The sequence below is a fragment of the Pseudomonas sp. DCB_AW genome (assembly GCF_026240895.1).
Classification (GTDB): domain Bacteria; phylum Pseudomonadota; class Gammaproteobacteria; order Pseudomonadales; family Pseudomonadaceae; genus Aquipseudomonas; species Aquipseudomonas kermanshahensis.
Genome location: NZ_JAPFCE010000007.1, coordinates 137,789 through 156,429, shown reverse-complemented (window position 1 = coordinate 156,429; position 18,641 = coordinate 137,789). Strand labels below are relative to the sequence as shown.

Here is an 18,641-nt window from a genome sequence, read left to right as displayed (position 1 = left end):
AGGCACTGCAAAACTCTAGACCGGCGCCCCCACACGCACTCCGCCAACATCCCCCCAGCCATGCCCCCTCCCCCCACCATTGAGTTACCATACCCCCCTGCGCAACGCCCATCATCCAAGCCAAGCCCCCCGCTTGCTCGACTCGACACCAACAGGTCATCCATGCGTCTGTTTCATACCTCCGACTGGCACCTGGGCCAAAGCCTGCACGGCCAGGAACGCGACTTCGAACACGCCTGCTTCCTCGACTGGCTGCTCGGCCAACTGCACCTGCGCCAGCCGGATGCGCTGCTGATCGCTGGCGACATCTTCGACACGGTCAACCCACCGGTCAAAGCCCAGGAGCGCCTCTACGACTTCATCGTCCAGGCCCATGAGCAACAGCCCAAGCTGGACATCGTGATGATCGCCGGCAACCACGACTCCGGCTCACGCATCGAACTGCCCGCTGCGCTCATGCGCCGCTTGCGCACCCACGCCTTGGGCCGTGTGCACTGGCTCGATGAAGGCCAGCTGGATGCCGAGCGCCTGCTGATCCCGCTGACCAACGCCCGCGGCAAGGTCAGCGCCTGGTGCCTGGCCCTGCCCTTCCTGCGCCCGGCAGAAGTGACCGGCCCGCAGTTGGGTGACGATTACCTGCACGGCATCACCCAGGTGCACCAGCAACTGATTGCCGCTGCCCAGCAAAAGCGCAAGAAGGACCAGGCGCTGGTCGCCATCAGCCATGCCCACATGGCCGGGGGTGCGGTGTCCGAGGACTCTGAGCGCAGCCTGATCATCGGCAATGCCGAAGCCCTGCCGGCCAAGCTGTTCGACAAGGCCATCAGCTATGTCGCCCTGGGCCACCTGCACAAGCCGCAGAAGGTCAACCGCGAAGCGCGCATTCGCTACAGCGGCTCGCCGATCCCGCTGTCGTTTGCCGAAATCAACTACCCGCACCAGGTGCTGGAGGTGGAGCTGGACGGCGCCGAGCTGGTCAGCGTCGAGCCGCGCCTGGTGCCCCGCGCCGTGGCCCTGCAACGCATTGGCCCGGCGCCGCTCGGCGAGTTGCTGGTACAGCTGGCTGAGCTGCCGGTGATCGACTTGCTCGAAGACCCCAATCGTCAGCCCTGGCTCGAAGTGCGTGTGGTGCTGGACGAACCGCAACCCGACCTGCGTCAGCAAGTCGAGGGGGCGCTGCAAGGCAAGGCCGTGCGGCTGATCCGCATCAGCGCCGAATACGCCGGACGCACGAGTGCCGAGGACGACGACCTGGCGTTCGTCGAACTGTCCCAGATGACCCCGCAGGACCTGTTCAGCCGCGCCTGGGAACAGGCCTACGGCAACCCCGCCGATGAGCAGGCCCTGGCCGATTTCGCCCTGCTCTTGCAGGACGTCCAGCTGGAAGAGGAACAGCCATGAAGATTCTCGCCATCCGCCTGAAGAACCTGGCATCCCTGGCCGGCCCAATCGACATCGACTTCACCGCCGAGCCCCTGGCCAGCGCCGGCCTGTTCGCCATCACCGGGCCAACCGGCGCCGGCAAGAGCACGCTGCTCGATGCCCTGTGCCTGGCCCTGTTCGGCACCGTGCCGCGGCTCAACGACATCGGCCGCGAAGCCAAGGTACCGGACGCCGACGGCGAGATCCCGACCTCGGACCCGCGCAACCTGGTGCGCCGCGGCACGGGCAGCGGTTTTGCCGAAGTCGACTTCGTCGGCATCGATGGCCGTCGCTACCGCGCCCGCTGGGAGGCCAACCGCGCCCGCGACAAGGCCAATGGCAAGCTGCAACACAGCCGCCAGAGCTTCTATGACCTGGACAGCGAGCAGGTGCTGGCCAGCGGCAAGAACGAATACAAGCAACTGGTCGAAGCACGCCTGGGCCTGAATTTCGAGCAGTTCACCCGCGCAGTGATGCTGGCCCAGAGCGAGTTCGGTGCGTTCCTCAAGGCCGACGACAAGGAACGCAGCGAGCTGCTGGAAAAGCTCACCAACACGGCGATCTACACCCGCCTTGGCCAACGCGCATTCAGCAAGGCCCGCGAGGCCGGTGAAACGCACAACGCCCTGAAAGACCGTGCCAGCCACCTGCTGCCGCTGCTGGCCGAAGCCCGCGCCGAGCTCGACCAACGCCTGGAGCAGGCGCAGCAGCAATTCAAGGCCGACCAGGCGCGCGAGCGCCAGTTGGAGCAACAGCGTGGCTGGCTCAATGAGCAGCGCCTGCTGCAGGTACAGCAGGCCGAAGCCCATGCAACCCTGCAGGCCGCCGAACAGGCCTGGCAGCAGTTGGCCGAACAGCGCCTGGACCTGCAACGCCTGGAGCGCCTGGCGCCACAGCGCCACCAGTTCCACCGGCAGCAGGCCTTGGCCGCGCAACTCACGCCACTGGCCAGTGAGCTCGACGCACAACAGCGCCAGCAAAGCGACCTGCACAACCGCACCGGCGAACTGGAGCAGGCCCTCGAATCAGCCCGCCAGGCGCTGAGCCAGGCCCAGGCCAGCCAAGGCGAAAACGCCCCACGCTTGCGCCAGGCGTTCGCCGAGCAAGACACCCTCACCCGCCTGGAACAGGAACTGGTCAAGGCGCGCGAAACCGGCCAGCAGGCCGACCTGGCCGCGGCCGAGCTGCAGCAACAATTGCAGCAACTGACCGAGCACCAGCAGCGCGGCCAGCAGCAACTGGCCCACATTGAAGCAGCCCTGGCTGACAGTGCGCCCCTGGCCGCCCTGACCAACGCCTGGCAGGCCTATCGCCCGCAGCTGCAACAGTTGCTGCAAATCGGCAACCGCCTGAACCAGGGCCGCGAAGAACTGCCCGGCCTGCAGGCCCAGGCCAGCCAGGCCAATGCGCAACTGCAGGAACAGCGCGACGCCCTCGACGTGTTGTTCCGCGAAGCCGCAGCAGAGCCCCAGGCCCTGGCCGAGCAGCTCGACCTGCTGGGTGGCATGCTGCAAGAAAACCGCAAGCAACAACGCGCCGTGGAAGAACTGTCGCGCCTGCACGCCCGCGAGCAGGAGCTGCAACAGGGTATTCAGTCGCTGCGCGAACGCCAGCAACAGGCCCTGCAGCAACGCCAGCAACTGATTGGCGAAGGCACTGCCGCCAAGGCCGAGCTGGAAGCCGCCGAGCAGGCGCTGGCACTGACCCGGCAACTGCTGGAACGCCAGCGCCTGGCACGCAACACCAGCGTCGAAGAACTGCGTGCGCAGTTGCACGATGGCGAACCGTGCCCGGTTTGCGGCAGCGCCGAACACCCCTTCCACCAGCCTGAAGCGCTGCTGCAGAGCCTTGGCCGGCATGACCAGGCCGAAGAAGCCACGGCCCTGGCTCAGGTTGAGCAATTCAATACCCGCCTGATCGAACTGCGCACCCAAGTGGGTGTGGTCAACGGCCAGATCAAGGAATACCAGCACCAACAGGCGCAACTGAACGAGCAATTGCAGCCATTGGCCGGCCAACTCGCCGCCCATGCCTTGTGGCCCGCCCTCAGCGCCCATGAAGGCAAGGCCCGCAGTGGTTGGCTGGACAGCCAGTTGCAGCGCCTCGACCAAGAGATCGCCCGGGACGAAAAACGCCAGGCCACCCTGCTGACCCTGCAACGCGATGCCGCCCGCCTGAACCAGCAGTTGCAGGCTGCCAGCGAAGCCCAACAGCAGGCCCAGCGCCGCCTGGACCAACAGCATCAAGCCCTGGCCGCCGACCAGGAACGCCTCGAACAGGCCCTGGCTGATTTCGCCACCCTGCTGCCAGCGCCTGTGTTGCAGGCACTGCACGACGAGCCAGCGCACGCCTTCCTCAGCCTTGACCAGCAGATCGCCCAGCGCCAGCAACAGCTGGACCAGCAAAAGGACGAACTGCAGGAACAACAGCAACGCCAGCAACAGCTGGAGCGCCTGCTCGATCAGCAAAACACCCGCGTGCAGCGCCAGCAAGACCTGCAGCAGCAGATCAACGGGCTGGCCGAGCAGATGGAAAAAGCCCGCGCCGCATTGGCCGAGTTGCTGGGTGACCACCCGCGCGCCGAAGACTGGCAGCGCCATCTGGAACAGCAGGTGGAGCAGGCCCGCACAAGCGAGGCCGAAACGGCCGAGCGCCTGCAACACGCCCGCACCCAAGCCCTGCAACTGGCCGGCGAACTCAAGGCCAACATCGCCCGCCAACAGGCGCTCGAACAGGAGCACCAGCAGTTGCAGGGGGAAATCGCCCAATGGCGCGCCGAACACCCCGAGCTGGACGACAGTGGCCTGGACCGCTTGCTGGCCATGGACGACGCGCAAATGGCTGAACTGCGCCAGCACCTGCAGGCGGCGGAAAAGGCTATCGAACAAGGCCGCGTACTGTTGCAGGAGCGTGAACAGCGGCTGCAGCAACATGCCGCGCAAGCCAGTGTCGAAGCCACGGCCGAAGACCTGGAGCAGTCGTTGCTCGAGCTACGCGAAGTGCTGGCCAACCATGAACAGCAGTGCGCCGAGCTGCGCGCCGCCCAGGCCGAAGACCAGCGTCGTCAACAGGCGTACCAGGCCCTGGCCACGGAAATCGAGCACGCCCATCAGCAGTGGCAGCGCTGGGCGCGGCTCAATGCGCTGATCGGCTCGGCCTCCGGCGATGTGTTCCGCAAGATCGCCCAGGGTTACAACCTCGACCTGCTGCTGCACCATGCCAACAGCCAATTGCGCCAGCTGGCGCGTCGTTACCGCCTGAAACGTGGCGGCAGCGCCCTCGGCCTGCTGGTGCTGGACACCGAGATGGGCGACGAGCTGCGCTCGGTGCATTCGCTGTCGGGCGGTGAAACCTTCCTGGTCTCGCTGGCCCTGGCCCTTGGCCTGGCGTCGATGGCGTCGAGCACCTTGCGCATCGAATCATTGTTCATCGACGAAGGCTTCGGCAGCCTCGACCCAGAGTCGCTGCAACTGGCTATGGATGCCCTCGACGGCCTGCAGGCGCAAGGCCGCAAGGTGGCGGTGATCTCCCACGTGCAGGAGATGCATGAGCGGATCCCGGTGCAGATCCAGGTACGCCGCCAGGGCAACGGCCTGAGTGACGTCGAGGTGTGCGGGTGATCCTCTACTCGTTTCGCCGCTGCCCTTGGGCCATGCGCGCGCGCCTGGCCTTGCGCTACGCCGGGTGCGAGGTGCAGATCGAAGAAGTGGCGATGAAGCACAAGCCCGCCGCACTGCTGGCCTTGTCGCCCAAGGGCACGGTGCCGGTGCTGGACACCGGGGCGGGTGTGCTGGAAGAAAGCCTGGACATCATGCGCTGGGCACTGCAACGCAACGACCCGCAGGACTGGCAGCTACTGACCGACCCTGCGGCGGCGCAACAGGCTGAGGCGCTGATCGCCCGAAACGACAGCACGTTCAAGGCGCAGGTGAACCTGTACAAGTACGCCGAGCGCTACCCCGAACATACCCGCGAGCACTACCGCCAGCAGGCCGAAGCCTGGTTGGTGGAGCTCGAGGCTTTGCTCGAAGGGCGTGCGTACCTGCTGGCCGATCACCCGAGCCTTGCCGATGCCGCCTTGTTGCCCCTAATGCGCCAGTTTGCCGGGGTCGAACCGCAGTGGTTCGCCGAGGCGGCTTATCCGCGGGTGCGGAGCTGGCTGGAGGGCTGGCTGGGGTCGGATCTGTTCAAGGCAGTGATGGCGCGATAGCTGGCAGTGTCCGGCGGGCATGCTTGAGTAGTTTTGAGGTCGAGCGCCGCCCGCGCGGCGCTTCGCAGCACAAGGCTGCTCCTACAGGGCGGTCGCGCGCCGCCTTCACAGGCGTGACTGGCCCGAAACAAATGTAGGAGCAGCCTTGTGCTGCGAAGCGCCGCGCGGGCGGCGCTCGATCTCAAGAACGCCCAAAAACGAACGCCGAACACCTGGCGTCACTCGATGAACTTCAGGTCCGACGGCGCAGCCTGCGCCAGCGTCTGTACTGTCTCACCGAGCTTGCCGCTACGCGGGTCACGGCGCATGACCACGATCTGGTCACTCTTCTGGTTGGCCACCAACAGGAAGTTGTCGCTAGGGTCGAGGGTAAATTCCCGAGGGTGATCGCCCTCCACCGAACGGCGTTGCAAGAACGCCAACTGGCCATCGTCCTTGCCCACGCTGAAGGCCACGATCTCATTGGCCGTGCCGCGATTGCTCACGTACAAGAAGCGCCCATCCGCCGACAGGTGCAGGCCGCCAGCGGCCTTGGCCGCAGCGTCCTGGTGGTCCGTCAGGGGTAGACGCTGACGCTCGACCAGGTTGCCTTCCTGGACGTCGAACACCACCACCTCGGCGCTCATTTCCAGTGTCAGGTAGGCGTGTCGCCCCTTGGCGTCGAACAGCAGGTGGCGCGGGCCGCTGCCCGGCGGCAGGGCCACCGACGCTGGTATCGCCGGCGTGAGCGGGTGGTCTGTGCTGGCACCGTCGTAACGGTAGATGAACACCTTGTCGGCGCCCAGGTCGCAGGCATACAGGTGCTGGCCGTCCGGCGACAGCACCAGCGAGTGCACATGGGCGCCGGCCTGGCGTTCGGGGTTTACGCCGCTTGGTTTATGGCGGGCTTGCTGCACCACGTCCTTGAGCTTGCCGTCCTTGGCCACCGGGATCACCACCAGGCTACCGCCGGGGTCTGGCTTGACGGCGTAGTTGGCAACGAACAGGAAGCGCTGGTCGCGACTGAGGCTGGCGTGGGTCGGCTCATCGCCTCGGGTGGCCACCTGGTTGAGCGGTTTGATCTCGCCTTTGCTGCTCACGCTGAAACTGCTGACGTGGCCTTGCGCGGTTTCGTTGACTGCGAACAGTTGCCGTTGGTCGGCCGAGAGCACCAGCCAGGAAGGGTTCTCGCTCTTGACCACCTGTTGCGGCGTCGGCGTGATCTTGCCTGTCTTGCTGTCGAACAGGTAGCGGTAGATGCCTTGGCTCTGGCCATCGGTGTAGCTGCCCACCAGCAGCGTGGCGGCGTGGGCGTTGATTGTCAGGCTCATCAGGCTAGCGGTCAGCAGGCTCGTCCAGATCCGGTTCATCGTGGTCTTCATCCGGGGCGCGAAAGGCACTCATACAGACTAGACGATGCTCGCCCTGGGCACCGTTGAGCGTCCACTCGTCGCCCGTGGCGGTGGCGGCAGCGATCTGCTCGGGGGTGAAGTTCCAGCGACGCAGCTGGCGGCCGTCCATGCATTCGACGGTCAGGCCGGTCTCGTTGGACGTGAAATCGAAGGCGTGCAGGCCGTCGATCAGCAGCATGTCGCAGGTTTGGAGGGCGGTGGCGAGGGGGGACATGAGGGTACCAATTGGGAAAAGAGCGACAGTATAGCGACATGGCACTTGTGGGAGCGGGTTTACCCGCGAATGCGTCGGCGAATGCACCACCGTATTCGCGGGTGAACCCGCTCCCACAGGCCCTCTACAGCCCCCTCACTTAATGGGCAAAAATGGACCCGCCCTCCTTGCCCACCATCTTCTCAGGCTTGATCAGGAACCGCGCCAGCGCCGGCAACAGCCACAGCGCACCGAACATGTTCCACAGCAGCATGAAGGTCAGCATCAAGCCCATGTCGGCCTGGAACTTGATCGCCGAGAAGATCCAGGTGCACACACCAATGGCCAGGCACAACCCGGTGAACAACACCGCCTTGCCGGTCGAGCGCAGGGTTTCGTAATAGGCTTCCTGCAACGGCAGGCCTGCACGCAGGAAGCTTTCGAGGCGGCTGTAGATGTAGATGCCATAGTCCACACCGATGCCCACACCCAAGGCCACCACCGGCAACGTCGCAACCTTCACGCCAATGCCCATGTAGGCCATCAGCGCATTGCCCAGCACCGAGGTCAGCACCAGCGGCAGGACGATACACAGGGTTGCGGCAAACGAGCGGAAGGTGATCAGGCACATCACCGCGACGCAGATGTACACCAGCACCAGAATGGTCAGCTCGGCCGACTTGATCACCTCGTTGGTGGCCGCCTCGATCCCGGCGTTACCGGCTGCCAGCAGGAACTGCAGGCCCTCTTTGTTGTGGCTGTCGGCAAAGGCCTTGGCGGCGGCAGTGACGCGTTCCAGGGTCTCGGCCTTGTGGTCGTTGAGGAACACCAGCACCGGCGCCAGCGAGCAGTCGGCGTTGTACAGGCCGTCGGCGCGGGCGATGGAGTTGTTGAGGATGTCCGGGTTGCGTGACAGGGTCTCCCATTTCAGGCTGCCCTCGTTCATGCCCTTGATCACCTGCTTGGACACGGTCACCAGCGAGATCGCCGACTGCACGCCCGGGGTGTTCTCCATGGTCCACATCAGCTCGTCTATCGGCGCCATGGTCGAGTGGATCGAGCAGCTTTCCGACGGCGTCTTGACCATGATCACCAGCACGTCCGAGCTGGTCGAATAGTTGCTGATGATGAAGTTGTTGTCCTGGTTGTAGCGCGAGTCCGGGCGCAGCTCCGGCGCGCCCTGGTCGAGGTCACCGATTTTCAGGTTCTGGCTGTACCAGAGGCCACCGGCGAACATCACCAAGGCCACGGCAACAGACACCGGCGCCACCTTGGCACTGGCGAAGTTGGACAGCAGGCGCCAGAACGGGTGCTCACGGGTCGCGTCCTTCTTGCTGCGCTCGACCGCCTTCTTGCTGATGCCGACATAGGAAATCGCCACCGGCAGCAGAATCAGGTTGGTAAAGACGATCACCGCGACGCCGATCGAGGCGCCGATGGCCAGCTCGCGAATGACCCCGATGTCGATGATCAGCAGGGTGATGAAGCCCACTGCGTCAGCAAGGATGGCGATCATCCCCGGCAGGAACAGCTGGCGGAACGTGCGCCGGGCAGCGGTCAGTGCGTTGTCGGCGCCGCTCGACTGCAAGGCGATGCCGTTGATCTTCTGCACCCCGTGGGAAATGCCGATGGCGAAGATCAGGAAGGGTACCAGCATCGAATACGGGTCGAGGCCGAAGCCCACCGCATGCATCAAGCCCAGCTGCCAGACCACCGCCACCAGGGTGGTGATGAGCACAGCGATAGTGCTGCGGATGCACCAGGTAAACCAGTACAGCAGCACCCAGGTGATGCCCAGGGCCACGCCGAAGAACATCGCCACCATCACCAGGCCGTCGATCAGGTCGCCGACCTTCTTGGCGAAGCCAACGATATGGATCTTCACGTTGGGGTTCTGCGCCTGGAACTTGTCGCGGATCTTCTCTTCGAGCAGGTGCGAGAACTGCTGGTAGTCGAGCTTGACCTGCTTGCCTTGGTCCTGCGGGTCGGGGTAGCTCTCCAGCAGCGGCACATCGACGATGCTGGACTTGAAGTTGTTGCCCACCAGGCGCCCGACCTGGCCGGACTTGAGCACGTTGTCGCGCAAGGCATCGAGGCTTTCGGCCGAGCCGTTGTAGGTATTGGGGATCACCTCGCCACCGGAGAAGCCCTCTTCGGTCACCTCGGTCCAGCGCACGCTGGGGCTCCACAGCGACTTCAGCCCGGCGCGGTCGACGCCAGGGATGTAGAACACCTCGTCATGGATCTGGCGCAGGGTCTCCATGTAGTCCTTGTCGAAGATGTCACCGTTGACCGCCTCCACCGAAATACGCACGGTGTTGCCGAGGTTGGCCAGGTCGTTGCGGTGCTCCATCATCTGTTCGATAAATGGGTGCTCAAGCGGGATCATCTTCTCGAAACTGGTCGAGGGGCGGATCTGCGTGGCCTGCCAGAACAGGAAAATGCTGACCAGCACGCACAGGGCGATGACCACGGGGCGGTTGTTGAAGATCAGGCGTTCGAGCAGCGTGGCCTTGTCCTGGTGATGCGGGTGCATGGTGATGCTCTCCCTGCTGGTCATGGACGCGCCTCCTTGGCAGCCTGGTCGGCGCCTTCGGCGGTGGCCAGGTGCACGCCCCCCTGCCCCACCAGCAACAAGCCGCCGGTTGTCAGGCCGGTGACGCCGGCCAGGGCGATGCGGTCGGCACGGTTGTAGACGCTGAAGGTTTGCCCGTCGTCATGGCTGCGCAACACGCTGCCGCCGTTACCGACCAGCACCACGCTGCCATCCTCGACAAGCGTAGCGCTTGCCAGGCCGAATTCGAGCGTGCCGCGCGCGGCCTTGAGTTCGATCGGCTGCCAGCTGTCGCCGAAGTCGGTAGAACGGAACAAGTTGCCGCGCAGGCCATAGGCCAACAGCGTATTAGGCTGGGCGGTGCCCATCACACCGAACAGCGAGCCCTCGTAAGGGCCGTCGACCTTGGCCCAGGTCTGGCCGTTGTCACCTGAGCGGAACATGCTGCCCTGCTCGCCGACGATGAACAGGCCGGCGTCCTTGATTACGGCGATGCCGTTAAGGTGCAGTTGGTCGGCGTTATCCAGGCGCTCGGCAACGTCCTGCCAGTGCTGGCCGCCGTCGGTGGTTTCCAGCAAAGCGCCATAGGCACCCACGGCAAAACCGTGCTGGGCGTCGAGGAAGGTGACGTCGAGCAGCGGGGCTTCGCGGGACAGGTCTTCGAATTGCTTGCTCCAGGTCGCGCCGCCATCAGTGCTGGCGAGGATCTGCGCATCGTGGCCGACAGCCCAGCCGCGCTTGTCGTCGAAGAAGAACACAGCGGTGAGCAGTTGCCGGGTGGGTACCCGGGCCTGGGTCCAGGTCTTGCCCTGGTCGTCGGAGAACAGGATATGACCGCGATCACCGACCACGACCAGACGCTTGCCGGCCTGGGCGGCGTCGATCAGCAGGCTCTGACTGGCCTTGGCCGATTCGGTCGAGTATTCGTCGGCGGCAGCGGCTTCAACACTGCCCGTCCACATGCCCAATGCCAGCGCCAGCATCGCACCGGCGGCCAGCGGCCAGGCTCCACGCCTGGTTTGCGCCATCAGCTGCTCCCTCATGACCGTCCCCTGTTTGTTGTTCTTAGTGGGTCAATGCCTTGCAGGTACTGCGAAATGCCTGTGGTAGAGGCCTGCAATAGCTTGAGGGGATCGTAGCGGGGAAGGTTGCGGGAATACAACGAGCGGGACGTTATGTTTTGTTAACCGCCCAAAAGCTTCGCGGGACAAGCCCGCTCCCACAGGTTTTGCACAATACCTGGACTGCCCCCAGAAAGTTGCACAGTACCTGTGGGAGCGGGCTTGTCCCGCGAAAGGGCCCGTTCAGGCTATCGAGAACTCACGCCAAGCTCTTGCTCACCACCTCATACACATCACTGGACAGCGACCCAGAAGCCAGAATCCGCTCCAGCTCACCCTTCATCAACGCCTGACGCGCGTCGTCGTACTTGCGCCAGCGGGTCAGCGGGGCCAATTGGCGCGAGGCAATCTGCGGGTTCAGCGCATTCAGCTCGATCACCAGGTCCGCCAGGAAGCGATAACCCGAACCATCGGCCGCATGGAAGTTGACCAGGTTCTGCCCGGCAAACGCCCCCACCAACGCCCGCACCTTGTTCGGGTTTTTCAGGGTGAACGCCGGGTGCTGCATCAGCGCCTTGACCCGCGCCAGCCCGCCTGGCAGCGAACTGGCGGCCTGCACGCTGAACCACTGGTCCATGACCAACGGGTTGTCCTTGAAGTGCTCGGCGAAGGTTTCCAGCGCCTTGGCCCGCTCGGCTTCGAACGGCGAGTTGACCAGCACCGCCAGGGCGGTCAGGCGCTCGGTCATGTTGTCGCACTGGTCGAACTGCTCCAGGGTCGCCTCCAGCACCTGCGGCTTGCCGCTCTGCATCAGGTACGACAGGGCGATGTTCTGCAGGCTGCGGCGGGCGAAGTGCTCGGCCGCGGCGACGTAGGCCGTGCTGCGCGAGACCTCGCGGTGCGCCTGGTAGCGGGCCCACAGGCCATCGAACAGCTGCTCGGCGATCTGCTGGCGGGCGAACTCGCGGGCGGCGTGAATGGCATCGACGTCAGCTACCTGGCTGATTTCGGTGAGGTAGGCCTCGCCTGGCAGCGAGAGCATCTCGGCGACCATGGCGGCGTCCAGCGATTCGTTGCCCAGCACGGTACCGAGGGCGGTGATCAGGCGCGGGTCGAGCTTCAACGCTTCGCCACGTTGATGCTGGCCGATCAGCTCCTGCAGCACCTGCACCGACAGCTGTTGGCCCGCTTCCCAGCGGTTGAAACCGTCGCTGTCGTGCTGCATGAGGAACATCAGCTGGTCGCGGTCGTACGGGAAGCTCAACTTCACCGGCGCGCTGAAGCCTCGCAGCAGCGAGGGCAGCGGCTTGGCCGTGAGGCCTTCGAAGGTGAAGGTTTGCTCCGCCTCGGTCACCGACAGCACGCGGCTGGTGCCGCCAGCCGCGGCTTCACCCGCCAGGCGCAGCGGCAGGTCGTTGCCTTCGGCATCCAGCAGGCCCAGCTCGACTGGGATCACGAACGGCAGCTTCTCGGCCTTGTCCGGGGTCTGCGGGCAGCTCTGGCGGAAGGTCAGGCTGTAAGTCTGGGCGCCTGCATCATAGGCCTCGCTGACTTCCAGCCGCGGCGTGCCCGCCTGGTTGTACCAGCGTTTGAACTGGGTCAGGTCAACGCCGTTGGCATCTTCCATGGCCTTGATGAAGTCGTCGGTGGTCACCGCCTGGCCATCGTGGCGTTCGAAATACAGGTCGCTGCCCTTACGGAAGCCCTCGGCCCCCAGCAGGGTGCGGACCATGCGTACAACCTCGGCACCCTTTTCGTACACAGTCAGGGTGTAGAAGTTGGAGATTTCGATGAAGCTGTCCGGGCGTACCGGGTGGGCCATGGGGCCGGCATCTTCGGCGAACTGGTGGGTCCGCAGGTAGGCGACGTCTTCGATGCGCTTGACCGTGCGCGAGTTCATGTCGGCGCTGAACTCGGCGTCGCGGAACACCGTGAAGCCTTCCTTGAGCGACAGCTGGAACCAGTCGCGGCAGGTGACGCGGTTGCCCGACCAGTTGTGGAAGTACTCGTGGGCAACCACGCCTTCGACACGCTGGTGGGCGGCGTCGGTGGCGGTTTCGGCCCGGGCCAGCACGCAGCTGGAGTTGAAGATGTTCAGGCCCTTGTTTTCCATGGCGCCCATGTTGAAGTCGTTGACCGCGACAATCATGAAGATGTCCAGGTCGTACTCACGGCCATAGACTTCTTCGTCCCAGCGCATGGACTTCTTCAGGCTGACCATGGCGTGGTCACACTTGTCGAGGTTCTCGGGCTCGACATAAATGCGCAGCATCACATCGCGGCCGGATTGGCGCTTGAAGTTGTCTTCGACGCACCACAAGTCACCCGCCACCAGCGCGAACAGGTAGGCCGGCTTCTTGAACGGGTCTTCCCAGGTTGCCCAGTGGCGGCCGTCTTCGGCCGGCCCGCTGCCGGTCGGGTTGCCGTTGGACAACAGCACCGGGTAGCGATGCTGCTCGGCGATCACCGTGGTGGTGAAAGTGCTCATCACGTCCGGGCGGTCGAGGTAGTAGGTGATCTTGCGGAAGCCCTCGGCCTCGCACTGGGTGCAGAACATCTTGCCGGACTTGTACAGGCCTTCCAGCGCGGTGTTGCTCTCGGGGTGGATCTTCACGCTGGTGTCGAGGGTGAAACGCTCGGCCTTGGGCTGCACGGTCAGGCTGTCGGCTTCGAGCTGGTAATCGCTCGCCTGCAGCTCGGCATCGTCCAGCGAAGCGCGCAGCAGCTCAAGCTGCTGGCCGTCGAGCACCAACGGCGGTAGGCCGGCACCGCGTGCCGGGTTGCGGCGCATGACCAGTTGCGCATGGACCAGGGTGTGGTCCTCGAACAGCTCGAAGGTCAGGTGCGTCTCGTCGATCAGGTACTCGGGCGCCTGGTAGTCCTTGAGGTAGATCACTTGCGGTTGTTCGGTACGCATGTGCAGGTCCTTTTTACTGGAGCACGGCCAACTGGTAGGCCGTGTACTTGCGAATGTTGATCACGCCGGTGTCGAAGATCAGGTACTGGCCCTTGATGCCCAGCAGCGTGCCTTCCACTACCGGGTTCTTGTCCAGGTTGAAGCTGACGATCTTCGTCGGGTAGGCCTCGACCGGGTAACGCATTTGCACCACTTCGGCATCCGGCAGCGGCTGGATCGCCTGCAAGCCGAAGCGCCCTTGCAGCTCGCGCAGGCCGTCGGCGCAGGCATCGAAGATCTGTTCACGAATGGCCACCAGGTCCAGCGCTTCGGCGTCACCCTTGAGCAGAGCGCGCCAGTTGGTGCGGTCCGGTACCTGGCTACGCAGCACGTCTTCGACCAGGCCCGATTGCTGGCGGGTGGCCACGCGCATGATCGGTAGCGCCTGGCTGGCACCCTGGTCGAGCCAACGGGTGGGCAACTGGGTGGCGCGGGTAATGCCGACCTTGACCCCTGACGAGTTGGCCAGGTAGACGACGTGGTCGGTCATGCAGAACTGCTCGCCCCAGGACGGTTCGCGGCAGGTGCCGGCGTCATAGTGGCAGCGTTCCGGGGCCATGATGCACACGTCGCACTGGGCCAGCTTGGTCATGCACGGGTAGCAGTAACCCTGGCTGAAGCTGGTCTTGGTGCGCTTGCCGCAATGGCTGCAGTGAATGGCGCCGAGGTACTCGAGGCGCAAGCGCTGGCCGATCAACGGGTTGACCGGTACCTGCTCTTCACCCAGGCGAAAGCTGTATTGCACGACCGGTGCTTCAAGGCGCACCGCCATCTTGCTCAAAGAGCCACGAGCGAGTTCGATCAATGTACCGAGTCCGACTTGAACAGAATGTTAGCGATTGGCGCAGACTTCGAGGCGCACTCTTGCGGCCCCATGTAGCCGGTACGCTGGTCTTCGGGGAGGTTTTTCATTTCCCAGGCGATCACCGCCTGCAGCGACAGCTCTTTCTGCTCGGCAGTGAGCTTGCGGCCATCGGACCATTTGCCGATTTCCACGGCCGTTTTCAGGCTCTCGTAGATCTCGGGAGTAATGTTTTCGATCATTTGCGCGAAAGTGGACATAGCGTCTCCTAATTCAAGCCGACAGTTTACGCCGGGCCATGCCGCCACCCAAGAGCCCTGTCAGGCATCCGATGAGCAGGCCGCCGACGTGGGCGGCGTTGGCGATTTGGCCGAAGCCGAGCTGGCCGACCACGCCGGTCAGGCACACCACCAGCCAGATGAGCATCATCACCAGCACGCCCTTGGGCAGGTTGAAATGCGGGTTGGGCGCCAGCCACTGGTACAGCCAGATGTGCCCGAGCAGCCCGTACAGCACCCCAGAAAGGCCGCCGAACAGGCTCGCGCCACTGGTGTAGTGCTGGGCCAGGTTGGAAACCAGGCTGAACAACAGGGTCAGGCCCAGCAACAGCCATGGCCCCTGGCGCAGCTCGATGCGCTTGCCCAGTTCCCAGTACCACAGGCTGTTCATGGCCAGGTGCAGCACGCCGAAATGCAGCAGCATCGGCGACACCAGGCGCCACCATTGGCCTTCGGCGAGGCCCTGGGCCAGTGGGGTGAAGTAGAGGTAGTCGCCCTGCACGCGGAAGTCGAGGAAGGTGAACCAGCCAATGGTCGAGAAGTTGTCGCCAAGGCCGGTGATGCCGGCAACGATGAAGCACAGCAGCAGGACAGCAGCGGTGACCTTGCAGGCTTTGACCTGGTCTTTGAGGGGGGGTTGTGTGGGGGCACTCGCGGCTGAATCCCCTTCCACAGGGGCCTGCGCAAGCTCAAGGTCGGCGTTACCGTCGGGATAGCGCTGGTAGAGTTGCAGCACATCCTGGGCCAGCGTGTCGGGGGCCCACAGCACCTGGACTTCACCTTCTTCACTGACCCGGTGTGGCACCTGCAAGCGTTGCAGCAGGTGCACGAAGCCGCTGAGGTCGACCGACAGCGGCAGGCGCATCACTTCGATTATGTTCATTGATTGGCCTGTGGGCGGTCGACGTCGACCCAGACGAACTTGTGCGGGTCGATACGGGTTTCATCATCCAGCCGATAGGCGACCAGCTTGCCGTAAAGCACCGCGCTGTAGTCGAGGCAGGCCAGGTTGTCGCGGATCGGCGCCGGGCGTCCGCTGCGCCAGTAGTGGCCGACGAACAACAAAGGCTCGTCCTCGGCATAGCGCAGCAAGGCGTTCTTCTGGGTATGGCTCAGTGGCGTGCTGGCGACGGCTTCAGGCAGCGCATCGGGCTGGAACACGATGTCGCCATAGGTTTGCGGGTCTTCTTCCCAGAACTTGGTGCGGAAGAAGGCGCGGGTCAGGCCATCGCCACCGGTCAGGGTCAAGCCGTCCGGCAGGCGCATGTCGGTGCCCCGCAGCAGGCGATTGCACACGGTGGCGGCAAAGCTGCCGGGCACAGCCGAGGCCTGGATGAAATGTTCGTCGATGCGCCCATCCGGGTATTGCTGGCGCAGCGGCTCGATCAGCCGTGGGTCCCAGCAGGCATGCACCAGGCGGAAACGCCCGGCGTCGACGAACAGCGGCAGTTCGTAGAACCAGTTGACGAAGTCATGCCAGTCGCCGGGGTGGTGGGCGAACTGCGTGAGGGTCTCGTCAATCAGCCGGGCGTGGCGTGGCGTGTGTTCGCGCACATGGGCCTTGCCGCTGCCGGGCAGCGCCGGGGTGACCCAGCCCAGGGCGTTGTACTCATGGTTGCCCATGATGCAGAACGCCTGGCCGGCCTCGACCATGTCGTGGACGATGTGCAATGCCTCGCGGATGCGCGGCCCACGGTCGACGATGTCGCCCAGGAACAATGCCTGGCGCCGCGGGTGACGCCAGACGCCGGCCACGCGCTTGTAACCGAGGGCGTCGAGCAAGCGTTCAAGGGTCAGCGCACAGCCATGCACGTCACCGATGATGTCAAAACTTCGCGCCGGATCGAGCATCAGTCGTCCCTGCTTCCAAGGCGGCTGCCCCAGCCGAGTTTGGTACGGCACACTTCGTAGTAGTTATGGTCCAGCGGGTGGATCAGGCGCAGTTTCTGCGGCTTCTTGCTCACCGTGATGGTGTCGCCAGGGGCGCAGGTGAAGTGGTTCTGGCCGTCACAGGACACCTGCGGGTAAATCTGCAGGTCCTTGGCCACGACAATCTTCAGTTCGCTGTTGCCGTCCACCACGATCGGCCGGCCCGACAGGGTATGCGGGTACATCGGCACGATGACGATAGCGTCGAGCTTGGGGTGCATGATCGGGCCGCCGGCCGACAACGCGTAGGCGGTCGAGCCGGTCGGGGTGGCGACGATCAGGCCGTCGGCCTTCTGGCTGCAGACGAACTGGCCGTCGATGTAGATTTCGAACTCGATCATCCGCGTCGACTTGCCGGGGTGCAAGACCACGTCGTTGAGCGCGTCGCCCTGGCCGATGGCCTCGTGGTGACGGCGCACTTCGGCCTGCAGCAGGAAGCGGTTTTCCACCAGGTAGTGGCCGTCGAGCACTTCGGCGACCTTTTCTTCCAGCTCGTCAGGGCGGATGTCGGTGAGAAAGCCCAAGTTGCCGCGGTTGATGCCGAGCACCGGGATGTTGTGCCGGGCCAGCGCGCGGGCGGCGCCGAGCAGGCTGCCGTCACCGCCGACGACGATGACCAGGTCGCAGACCTCGCCCAACAGCTTGCGCGTGGACGTCTGCAGGCCGTGGCCGGGCAGGACTTCGGCGATGGTGTCCTCAAGGATCACGTGCAGGTGGCGCTCGAGGAGGAATTTTTTCAGTCGGCGAATGGTGTCGAGCACCTGCGAGCTGCCAAGGCGTCCGATGATACCGATATTGCGAAATTGCTCCATGGGGCTCCTGCGAGGCTCTGCGGCGGGTGACTATGCGCCGATTATGGGCGAAACGACCGGGTAGCGGCAAACCGGCTATGCTCGCTGGATGATGCCTTTCGCCGAACTCCACGACTTGCCTCGCCAGTTGCGCCGCCCTGCCGTGCGCGACCTGGCCTGGGCATTGCTGTCGCCCCCGCTGCTGAGCGCCCCGCCCTGCCCCCAGCGCCACCCGTTGGCCGGCAGCGCCTGGGCCGATGATCCGCAACGCCTGAAAGCCTGGCTGCTGGCCCTGGATGCCGACGAGCAAGCGCTGCGCGACAGGCTGGCGCGCCTGACCAGTCGGCGGCTGGGCCTGTACTACGAATGCCTCTGGCAGTTCGCCCTGGGCCAGGCGCCGGGCCTTGAGTTGCTGGCAGCGAACCTGGCGATACGCGCAGGCGGGCAGACGTTGGGTGAGCTGGACATTCTGCTGCGGGATGACGAGGGGGTGCAGCATTTCGAGTTGGCCATCAAGTTTTACCTGGGGCCGACCCACAGCAATGGCCGAGACCCGACGCAATGGCTTGGCCCAGGTTGCCATGACCGGCTGGGGATCAAACTGGCGCACCTGACTGGGCATCAGTTGCCGATGTCCAGTGGCGCACAGAGCCGCGCGGCCTTGGCCGGGCTTGGCGTGCAGCAGGTGCAGGCGCATCTGTGGCTGGCCGGTTACCTGTTCTACCCCTGGCCTGGGCAGGCAGAAGCGCCCGAGGGGGCCAACCCACTGCACCTGCGCGGGCGCTGGTTGCGGCGGCGGGATTGGTCGATGGCCACTGGCGAACGCTGGCAGCCTTTGCCCCGCGATGCCTGGTTGGCACCGGCGCGGGTCGAGGCGGATGAGTGCTGGACGGCACTGCAGTTCGGGGCCTGGCTGCAGGGGCTGGATGAGCATGCGCCGGCGCAGATGCTGGTCAGGCTGGAGCAAGAAGCCGAGGGTGCCTGGCATGAAGTGGAGCGGGTGTTTTTGGTGGCTGATAGCTGGCCACTTTTGCCCACGCGATGATTGCGCCCG

14 protein-coding genes are annotated in these 18,641 nt (G+C 64.6%); 4 read left to right on the top strand and 10 right to left on the bottom strand.

Going from position 1 to position 18,641, the window contains the following annotated elements; all coding sequences use genetic code 11:
• The first annotated feature begins 162 nt into the window (after positions 1 to 162).
• Genes OO306_RS07505 through OO306_RS07495 form a run of 3 tightly spaced genes read left to right on the top strand, consistent with a single transcriptional unit; the run spans position 163 to position 5,632 of the window.
• On the top strand, positions 163 to 1,401 hold the full coding sequence (locus OO306_RS07505) for an exonuclease SbcCD subunit D C-terminal domain-containing protein (RefSeq protein WP_027596698.1): 1,239 nt from the start codon (positions 163 to 165) through the stop codon (positions 1,399 to 1,401).
• On the top strand, positions 1,398 to 5,042 hold the full coding sequence (locus OO306_RS07500) for an AAA family ATPase (RefSeq protein ID WP_265968222.1): 3,645 nt from the start codon (positions 1,398 to 1,400) through the stop codon (positions 5,040 to 5,042). The genes OO306_RS07505 and OO306_RS07500 overlap by 4 nt, the downstream gene beginning before the upstream one ends.
• Entirely contained in the window at positions 5,039 to 5,632 is a 594-nt protein-coding gene (locus tag OO306_RS07495; RefSeq protein WP_265968221.1) for a glutathione S-transferase, read from the top strand. Before OO306_RS07500 ends, OO306_RS07495 begins: the two co-directional genes overlap by 4 nt.
• Before the next feature lie 218 nt (positions 5,633 to 5,850).
• Here OO306_RS07495 and OO306_RS07490 read toward each other — a convergent pair whose 3' ends face one another.
• From OO306_RS07490 to OO306_RS07445, 10 genes are all read right to left on the bottom strand, one after another.
• Positions 5,851 to 6,981: a lactonase family protein gene (locus tag OO306_RS07490; RefSeq protein WP_265968220.1), complete on the bottom strand. Its 1,131-nt coding sequence runs from the start codon at positions 6,979 to 6,981 to the stop codon at positions 5,851 to 5,853.
• The gene (locus OO306_RS07485) at positions 6,947 to 7,237 is read right to left on the bottom strand and encodes a DUF5629 family protein (RefSeq protein ID WP_027596702.1); all 291 of its coding nucleotides are present in this window, start codon (positions 7,235 to 7,237) and stop codon (positions 6,947 to 6,949) included. The genes OO306_RS07490 and OO306_RS07485 overlap by 35 nt, the downstream gene beginning before the upstream one ends.
• A gap of 139 nt (positions 7,238 to 7,376) precedes the next feature.
• Positions 7,377 to 9,752 (bottom strand): RND family transporter, encoded by a 2,376-nt coding sequence (locus tag OO306_RS07480; protein WP_027596703.1) that lies wholly within the window; start codon positions 9,750 to 9,752, stop codon positions 7,377 to 7,379.
• A 20-nt stretch (positions 9,753 to 9,772) separates the two neighbouring features.
• Positions 9,773 to 10,813 carry a YCF48-related protein gene (locus OO306_RS07475; RefSeq protein ID WP_265968219.1) on the bottom strand — a complete coding sequence of 347 codons (1,041 nt, stop codon included), beginning with the start codon at positions 10,811 to 10,813 and terminating at the stop codon, positions 9,773 to 9,775.
• A gap of 277 nt (positions 10,814 to 11,090) precedes the next feature.
• Entirely contained in the window at positions 11,091 to 13,748 is a 2,658-nt protein-coding gene (gene pepN / locus OO306_RS07470) for an aminopeptidase N (protein ID WP_265968218.1), read from the bottom strand.
• Positions 13,749 to 13,761: 13 nt separating this feature from the next.
• Complete coding sequence (locus OO306_RS07465; RefSeq protein WP_085273671.1) at positions 13,762 to 14,592, bottom strand: DUF2797 domain-containing protein; 831 nt, start codon at positions 14,590 to 14,592, stop codon at positions 13,762 to 13,764.
• The gene (locus OO306_RS07460) at positions 14,589 to 14,849 is read right to left on the bottom strand and encodes a YeaC family protein (RefSeq protein WP_051099822.1); all 261 of its coding nucleotides are present in this window, start codon (positions 14,847 to 14,849) and stop codon (positions 14,589 to 14,591) included. Before OO306_RS07460 ends, OO306_RS07465 begins: the two co-directional genes overlap by 4 nt.
• Positions 14,850 to 14,862: 13 nt before the next feature.
• A complete protein-coding gene (locus tag OO306_RS07455) occupies positions 14,863 to 15,750 on the bottom strand; it encodes a rhomboid family intramembrane serine protease (protein WP_265968217.1) in 888 nt (295 codons plus the stop codon).
• A complete protein-coding gene (locus OO306_RS07450; RefSeq protein ID WP_027596709.1) occupies positions 15,747 to 16,718 on the bottom strand; it encodes a metallophosphoesterase in 972 nt (323 codons plus the stop codon). Before OO306_RS07450 ends, OO306_RS07455 begins: the two co-directional genes overlap by 4 nt.
• Entirely contained in the window at positions 16,718 to 17,608 is an 891-nt protein-coding gene (locus OO306_RS07445; RefSeq protein WP_027596710.1) for an NAD(+) kinase, read from the bottom strand. Before OO306_RS07445 ends, OO306_RS07450 begins: the two co-directional genes overlap by 1 nt.
• Before the next feature lie 88 nt (positions 17,609 to 17,696).
• On the opposite strand from OO306_RS07445, the gene OO306_RS07440 reads away from it, so the two are divergent.
• Positions 17,697 to 18,632, top strand: a complete 936-nt coding sequence (locus OO306_RS07440; RefSeq protein ID WP_265968216.1) for a DUF1853 family protein — start codon at positions 17,697 to 17,699, stop codon at positions 18,630 to 18,632.
• Positions 18,633 to 18,641 lie beyond the last annotated feature (9 nt).

Excerpts from the sequence above, each read along its gene's own strand:
- OO306_RS07505 (WP_027596698.1), top strand. The coding sequence starts at position 163 with ATGCGTCTGTTTCATACCTCCGACTGGCACCTGGGCCAAAGCCTGCAC.
- OO306_RS07500 (WP_265968222.1), top strand. The coding sequence starts at position 1,398 with ATGAAGATTCTCGCCATCCGCCTGAAGAACCTGGCATCCCTGGCCGGC.
- OO306_RS07490 (WP_265968220.1), bottom strand. The coding sequence starts at position 6,981 with ATGAACCGGATCTGGACGAGCCTGCTGACCGCTAGCCTGATGAGCCTG.
- OO306_RS07485 (WP_027596702.1), bottom strand. The coding sequence starts at position 7,237 with ATGTCCCCCCTCGCCACCGCCCTCCAAACCTGCGACATGCTGCTGATC.
- OO306_RS07480 (WP_027596703.1), bottom strand. The coding sequence starts at position 9,752 with ATGCACCCGCATCACCAGGACAAGGCCACGCTGCTCGAACGCCTGATC.
- OO306_RS07475 (WP_265968219.1), bottom strand. The coding sequence starts at position 10,813 with ATGAGGGAGCAGCTGATGGCGCAAACCAGGCGTGGAGCCTGGCCGCTG.
- pepN (WP_265968218.1), bottom strand. The coding sequence starts at position 13,748 with ATGCGTACCGAACAACCGCAAGTGATCTACCTCAAGGACTACCAGGCG.
- OO306_RS07460 (WP_051099822.1), bottom strand. The coding sequence starts at position 14,849 with ATGTCCACTTTCGCGCAAATGATCGAAAACATTACTCCCGAGATCTAC.
- OO306_RS07455 (WP_265968217.1), bottom strand. The coding sequence starts at position 15,750 with ATGAACATAATCGAAGTGATGCGCCTGCCGCTGTCGGTCGACCTCAGC.
- OO306_RS07450 (WP_027596709.1), bottom strand. The coding sequence starts at position 16,718 with ATGCTCGATCCGGCGCGAAGTTTTGACATCATCGGTGACGTGCATGGC.
- OO306_RS07445 (WP_027596710.1), bottom strand. The coding sequence starts at position 17,608 with ATGGAGCAATTTCGCAATATCGGTATCATCGGACGCCTTGGCAGCTCG.
- OO306_RS07440 (WP_265968216.1), top strand. The coding sequence starts at position 17,697 with ATGATGCCTTTCGCCGAACTCCACGACTTGCCTCGCCAGTTGCGCCGC.